General features: G+C 62.0%; 6 protein-coding genes. All 6 read left to right on the top strand.

Annotated elements, in window-relative coordinates; translation table 11 throughout:
- Nucleotides 1–171 precede the first annotated feature (171 nt).
- The gene (locus EDF61_RS18585) at nt 172–1,191 is read left to right on the top strand and encodes a VOC family protein (protein ID WP_133835115.1); all 1,020 of its coding nucleotides are present in this window, start codon (nt 172–174) and stop codon (nt 1,189–1,191) included.
- Between the two features lie 6 nt (nt 1,192–1,197).
- Nucleotides 1,198–2,160 (top strand): fumarylacetoacetate hydrolase family protein, encoded by a 963-nt coding sequence (locus EDF61_RS18580; RefSeq protein ID WP_133835114.1) that lies wholly within the window; start codon nt 1,198–1,200, stop codon nt 2,158–2,160.
- Nucleotides 2,157–3,200: a cyclase family protein gene (locus tag EDF61_RS18575; RefSeq protein ID WP_133835113.1), complete on the top strand. Its 1,044-nt coding sequence runs from the start codon at nt 2,157–2,159 to the stop codon at nt 3,198–3,200. Before EDF61_RS18580 ends, EDF61_RS18575 begins: the two co-directional genes overlap by 4 nt.
- Before the next feature lie 84 nt (nt 3,201–3,284).
- Nucleotides 3,285–4,364, top strand: a complete 1,080-nt coding sequence (locus tag EDF61_RS18570; protein ID WP_133835112.1) for an amidohydrolase family protein — start codon at nt 3,285–3,287, stop codon at nt 4,362–4,364.
- Between the two features lie 10 nt (nt 4,365–4,374).
- Entirely contained in the window at nt 4,375–5,352 is a 978-nt protein-coding gene (locus EDF61_RS18565; protein ID WP_133835111.1) for a fumarylacetoacetate hydrolase family protein, read from the top strand.
- Nucleotides 5,353–5,594: 242 nt separating this feature from the next.
- Nucleotides 5,595–5,814 (top strand): CoA-transferase (locus EDF61_RS18560; protein ID WP_286172355.1); only part of this gene is annotated, 220 nt, incomplete at its 3' end.

Below are 5,814 nucleotides of genomic sequence, written 5' to 3'. Positions count from 1 at the left end.
GGCTCCTGCGGGAGCCGGCGCCGTTATAAAGGCCGAAATGGTTCTCTTCACTATTTATGGGATGAATGACTGTCATAGGAAAACTCCGCTTCCCCGAACATGTGAGTTGCTTCAGAGTGGTTACAGGATCTGCAACACACCGAAGCAGCCAGAAACCAAAAGGAATTCAACGTGGAAACTCCCCTCTCCCATCTTGCCCACCTTGAGATCACCACCCCGGACGTTGAAGCCTCGGCACGGTTCTACGAGGAAAAGTTCGGCATGCGCATCATCGACCGTGTGGACGGCAACGTCTACCTGCGCTGCTGGGGCGACTACTACCGCTACAGCCTGGTTATCACGGAAGGACCGGAAGCGTCCCTGGGCCGGATGGCCTGGCGCAGCAACTCCCAGGCAGCCCTCGAAGCCGCCGCCCAGCGGATCGAAGCGACGGGGATCTTGGGCACCTGGACCCCCGGCGGCCACGGCTTCGGCAAGGCCTACGAATTCACCGGCCCCTATGGACACCCCATGCGCCTTTTCTATGAGGTGGAAAAATTCGTTGCCGAACCCGGCTTCGAGTCCACCTACCCGGACCGTCCGGAACGCCGCAGCAGCCACGCCGCCGCACCGCGCTTCCTGGACCACGTCACCGTGGCGGCTTCCGATGTCCGCGGCTTCGCCAAGTGGTACAACGAGGCCCTTGGCTTCCGCGTGATGGCATTTGTGGACCTGGACGAAGCACCCATCACGGTCTTCTCCGTCCTAACCACCAACGAAAAGTCCCACGACCTTGGCGTGGTCCTTGATACCTCCAGCCGAGCCGGCCGCGTCAACCACATCGCTTTCTGGGTGGACGCCACCGAGGACCTGCTCCGCACCGCCGACGTCATGATGGAAAACGGCACCCCGATGGAATACGGTCCCTCCATCCACGGCGTGGGCGAGCAAAACTTCCTCTACTTCCGGGACCCGTCGGGCCTGCGTGTAGAGCTCAATTCCGGCGGTTACCGCAACTATGTCCCGGACTGGGACGCCAACACCTGGAAGCCGTCCCTGGGCTCCAACAACTTCTACAAGAACGGCGCCATGCCGCACTCCATGACGGAATCCTTCCCGCCGGCCGAGGGCTTCACGGCCACCGAAGAAGGCGCATCCTTGGAAATGAAGGAAGCGCTTCTGAACCCGTACGCCAAGCAGGGACGGGGCTAGGAAACCATGACTGAAACTACATATTCCCTGATCCGGTTCCAGGAAGCCGGCGACGGCAAGGCCCGTGCGGGCCTGCTGGTCGACAGCCGGATCCTGCCGCTGGACGGGGACATCAACTCCCTGATCGAGCACTGGGACACCATCGAAGGCCAGTTGGACACCCTGGCCGCCTCTGCAGGCGCAGACATCGGCCTGGCCCTGGCCGACGTCGACATCCTCGCCCCGGTGGAGCCGGCCCAGGTGCTGCAGACCGGTGCGAACTACCGCAAACACGTCATCGACCTCGCTGCAGCCCATCGTGAACCGGGCGAGGACGAAGAGGAAGTGCGCGCCAAAACCGCCGCCATGATGGACAAACGGGCAGGCCAGGGCACGCCCTACTTCTTCATCGGGCTCCCGACGGCGATCGCCTCCGCCACCGACGACCTCACCCTGCCTGCCTACTCCAAGTCCCACGACTGGGAGCTGGAACTGGCGGCTGTCATCGGTAAAACGGCGTTCCGGGTCACCCCCGAGGAAGCCCTCGAGCATGTTTTCGGCTACACCATGGTCAATGACATCACCACCCGCGAATACGTCTTCCGCAAGGACATGCCCGCGATCGGTTCGGACTGGTATCGCGCCAAGAACGCCCCGGGTTTCCTGCCCACCGGTCCGCTGTTGGTCCCCGCTAAGTTCTTCGGTGATCCGCAGGACGTCCAGGTGACCCTGAAGCTCAACGGCAAGGCCATGCAGGACGAATCCACCTCCGACATGATTTTCGGAGTGGCCAAGCTCGTCAGCGAAGCCTCCCAGATCATGCCGCTGCGCCCCGGCGACCTTGTCCTCACTGGAAGCCCGGCCGGCAACGGCCAGCACTGGGGTCGGCTCCTTCAGGACGGCGACGTCATGGAAGGCACCATCACCGGCCTCGGCACGCAGCTTATCCACTGCAAGAACGAAGTGAGCGCTGAAGGCACCAATCCGTGACCGACAAGCAAACAGCTCCCGCCACTAACCGCACTACTGGGGAATCAGCTGATTCCCCAGTAGTGCGGCGTGCCGACCCTCTTGGCAGCATCCGTGTCATGGCCGCTGCCCACAACAACTGGGGTCGCTGGGGTGCGGATGATGTCCTGGGCACCTTGAATTTCATCGATGCGGCGAAGCGCATCGAAGCCGCGTCCCTGGTCACCACCGGGGAGGCATTTTCGCTGTCCCAGCCATTCGATACCAACGGTCCGCAAAAGGGCTGGCGCCGCCGCACCAACCCCGTGCACACCATGACTGATACCGGTGTGGACGCCGAACGCGGAAACCAGGGATTCCCGCACGGCTTCGGAGGCGCGGACGATGTCATCGCCATGCCACTGCAGTGCTCCACGCAATGGGACGGCCTGGGACACATCTTCGACCAAGGCAAGGCCTGGAACGGCAGGGCAGCCGGAGACGTGGTCACCTCAGAAGGTGATCTGGTCACCGGCATCGAAACCGCGGCGGCCAAGATCGTCACCCGCGGCGTGCTGCTCGACGTCGGCCGTGCGTTAGGTCCTGAACTGGGGAGGAACGACGGCGAACTGCCTGATGGCTTTGCCATCACCCCCGAGCATCTTCGGCGCACTATTGAATTGCAGGGACCGAGTTCAAAGGTGGGGCGCGGCGACATCGTGGTGATCCGCACTGGGCAGTACACGAGGACTCGCCGCGAAGGCTGGGGCGACTACGCCGGCGGCTCAGCCCCGGGGCTGTCCTTCACGACAGCCCCGTGGCTCCACCGCTCCGAAATTGCCGGGATCGCCACCGATACGTGGGGTTTTGAGGTTCGGCCCAACGAATTCAACGAAGCCTTCCAGCCCCTGCACCAGATCGCCATCCCTAACCTGGGCCTGTTCCTTGGTGAAATGTGGGACCCGGACAGCCTCGCTGAAGCGTGCTCAGCGGACGGCAGATACGACTTCTTGCTCACGGCAGCCCCGCTTCCCATTACGGGAGCAGTGGGCTCACCAGTTAACCCGATCGCGGTCCGCTGATTGCGAGCCCGCCGGCAGCACCATCATCAGCAGTAACGCCGTCTATACAAAGGAGTCAACGATGGCAGAAATTAGGGAATTCGTATGAGCGTCAGGAACAGCGCAGGACAAACCGCCATCGTCGATGTGCATGCGCACGTCCTGCTTCCTGCCCTTCAGCAGCTTGTGGCAGAAGCTGATCCTGAGGGTTTCGGAGCCCAACAAGCACTCGAGGTGAAGCGGAACGGACCCGACTCCATGGCTGCTTCGGGCCGGATGATTAAGGAGCGTTGGCCGCAGCTGACGGACTTGGACCGTCGGCTCGAGGACATGGATGCCCAGGGCGTGGACGTGCAGCTGGTCTCGCCGTCGCCGTCGCATTTCTACTACTTCGCAGGCGAAGAACTGGCACTGAAAGTGGCGAAAGCCGCCAACCAGGCGGTGCGGGAGTTCGTTGACCGCGCCCCGGAGCGGCTCAACGGCCTAGGCCTGGTCCCGCTGCAACACCCCGCCTTGATGGTGGAGGCCCTAGATCACGCGATGCTGGAGTGCGGGCTGCTTGGCGTCGAAATCGGCTCGTTTGCCGCCACTCCCGCCGACCCGGAGCGCAGCACCGTCGAACTTTCCGACGACAGGCTGGAAGCTTTCTGGAGTCGGGCCGAGGAACTAGACGCCCTGGTGTTCCTACACCCCTTTGGTTGCTCGCTGGACGAACGACTAGACCGCTTTTACCTCGCCAATACCGTCTCCCAGCCTGCTGAAAACGCGGTTGCACTGTCACACCTGATCTTCAGCGGGGTTCTGGACCGTCACCCTGACCTGAAAGTGTTAGCGGCCCACGGCGGCGGCTACCTCCCTAGCAGCTTGGGCCGTTCCGACCATGCTTGGAAGGTCCGACCCGAGGCACACGGCTGCGTCCAGCAGCCGTCGTCGTATTTGAAAAAGATCTACTTCGATTCTTTGGTCCACAGCGCGGCAGAATTATGCGCGCTCGTGGCGGCTGCCGGCTCCGAACGGGTGCTGCTCGGCTCCGATTATCCGTTTGACATGGGCTCCGTACGTCCCGTGGAAGGGGTGCACTCCGCCGGTCTCACCACCGAAGATGCCGCTAGTCTGCTGGCTGGCAATGCCTCTGCCCTTGGCATCAGCGCCTCCGCTCTCCGCCCCGACCGCCCTAAAGTTTAAGGAAGTCATCATGGTTAAGATTGCACGCTGGATCCATGACGGCGGGACGCAGTCCGGCTTTGTGGAGGGTGGAAACTGTTATGCGCTTCCGGCCAGTCACAGTGTCCAGACCCTGCTCGATGATGGGCTGGAGGCAGCACTGGGACGTGCCCGGGAAACTGTCGGGTCAACCTCACCGGTATCGCTGGCCGAGGTGCAGCTGCTGACGCCTCTAGTACCTGCCACGATCAGGGATTTTGTCGCGTTCGAGGAACACGTCGAAGGCGTGCGGAAAAGCATCGACGGCGTAGCCGGAGTGGTGCCCGAATGGTACGAGGCGCCCACCTTCTACTTCACGAACCCTCACACGGTGACCGGCACCGGCGAGGTAATAGACATTCCGGCGGGCTCGACGGATCTGGACTTTGAAACGGAAGTGGCTGTCGTCGTCGGACGTGTTCCAGGAAGCGACGGCCGCAACCTGTCAACGGAGGAAGCCCATCGGCACATATTCGGATACATGATCTTCAATGACTGGTCGGCCAGGGATCTGCAGCGCCGGGAGATGAAGGTCAACCTGGGGCCATGCAAGGGTAAGGATTTCGCCAACACCTTGGGGCCATGGATTGTCACTGCTGATGAGTTCGAGAATCGGCACGATGCTGCAGGGTTCCTACCGATCTCCATGGCCGTGGAGGTCAATGGGGAAGCGGTTGGACAGGACCTCTTGTCCAATATGGGATGGCCCTTCTCCGAGCTCGTAGCCTACGCTTCGCAGGATTCGGTGGTGAAGCCCGGTGATGTCTTGGGTTCAGGCACCTGCGGAAGTGGGTGTCTGGCTGAACTATGGGGCCGGAACGGCTCCAAGACGCCCCCGCCGCTGCAGACCGGCGACGTGGTGCGGATGACCGTGGAGGGTATCGGGACCATCGAGAACACGGTGGGTGTGCGGCGTGAGGCAGAGACCCGGGTGCCCGCGAGACCCCTTTCCCACGGCCGCTCCAACTGACTGTTTTGGTCTTCACGGGTCCGGATCTTAAGGGATGTTAGGTGCAGGCCGGTGCCGATGATGGCTATGGTCGTACTACTGCGCAGCGACAGCCACGAGACATCCGTGACCTCTCATCGTTATTCCTCCGAGCTGGCCGCACGCGTCCCACTTAGTAATGGCGGTGTTTTCTGCCAGGTCTCGAATTTACTCATTTATGTCCGCCCTGATCCACCAAGAACAACAAAATCAAGGAGATCACCATGACCAAGGTGCGCAGCAGCGCCCTACAAGCGCTGACAGGTATGTTGACGGACGGCATGACGTTGGCCGTGGGTGGGTTTGGCCTCAGCGGCATTCCGGCGGACTTAATCGAGGCCGTACGTGACTCCGGCGTGAAGGGCCTGACGGTGGTCTCGAACAATATGGGCGTGGATGGCTTGGGTTTGGGCGTGCTGATCGAGGCTGGCCAGGTAGCCAAGG

The organism is Arthrobacter sp. JUb115, from assembly GCF_004365035.1.
In the GTDB taxonomy this organism is placed as follows: domain Bacteria; phylum Actinomycetota; class Actinomycetes; order Actinomycetales; family Micrococcaceae; genus Glutamicibacter.
Note: the sequence above shows the minus strand (reverse complement) of the source record. Positions and strands in the feature narration are given on the sequence as shown.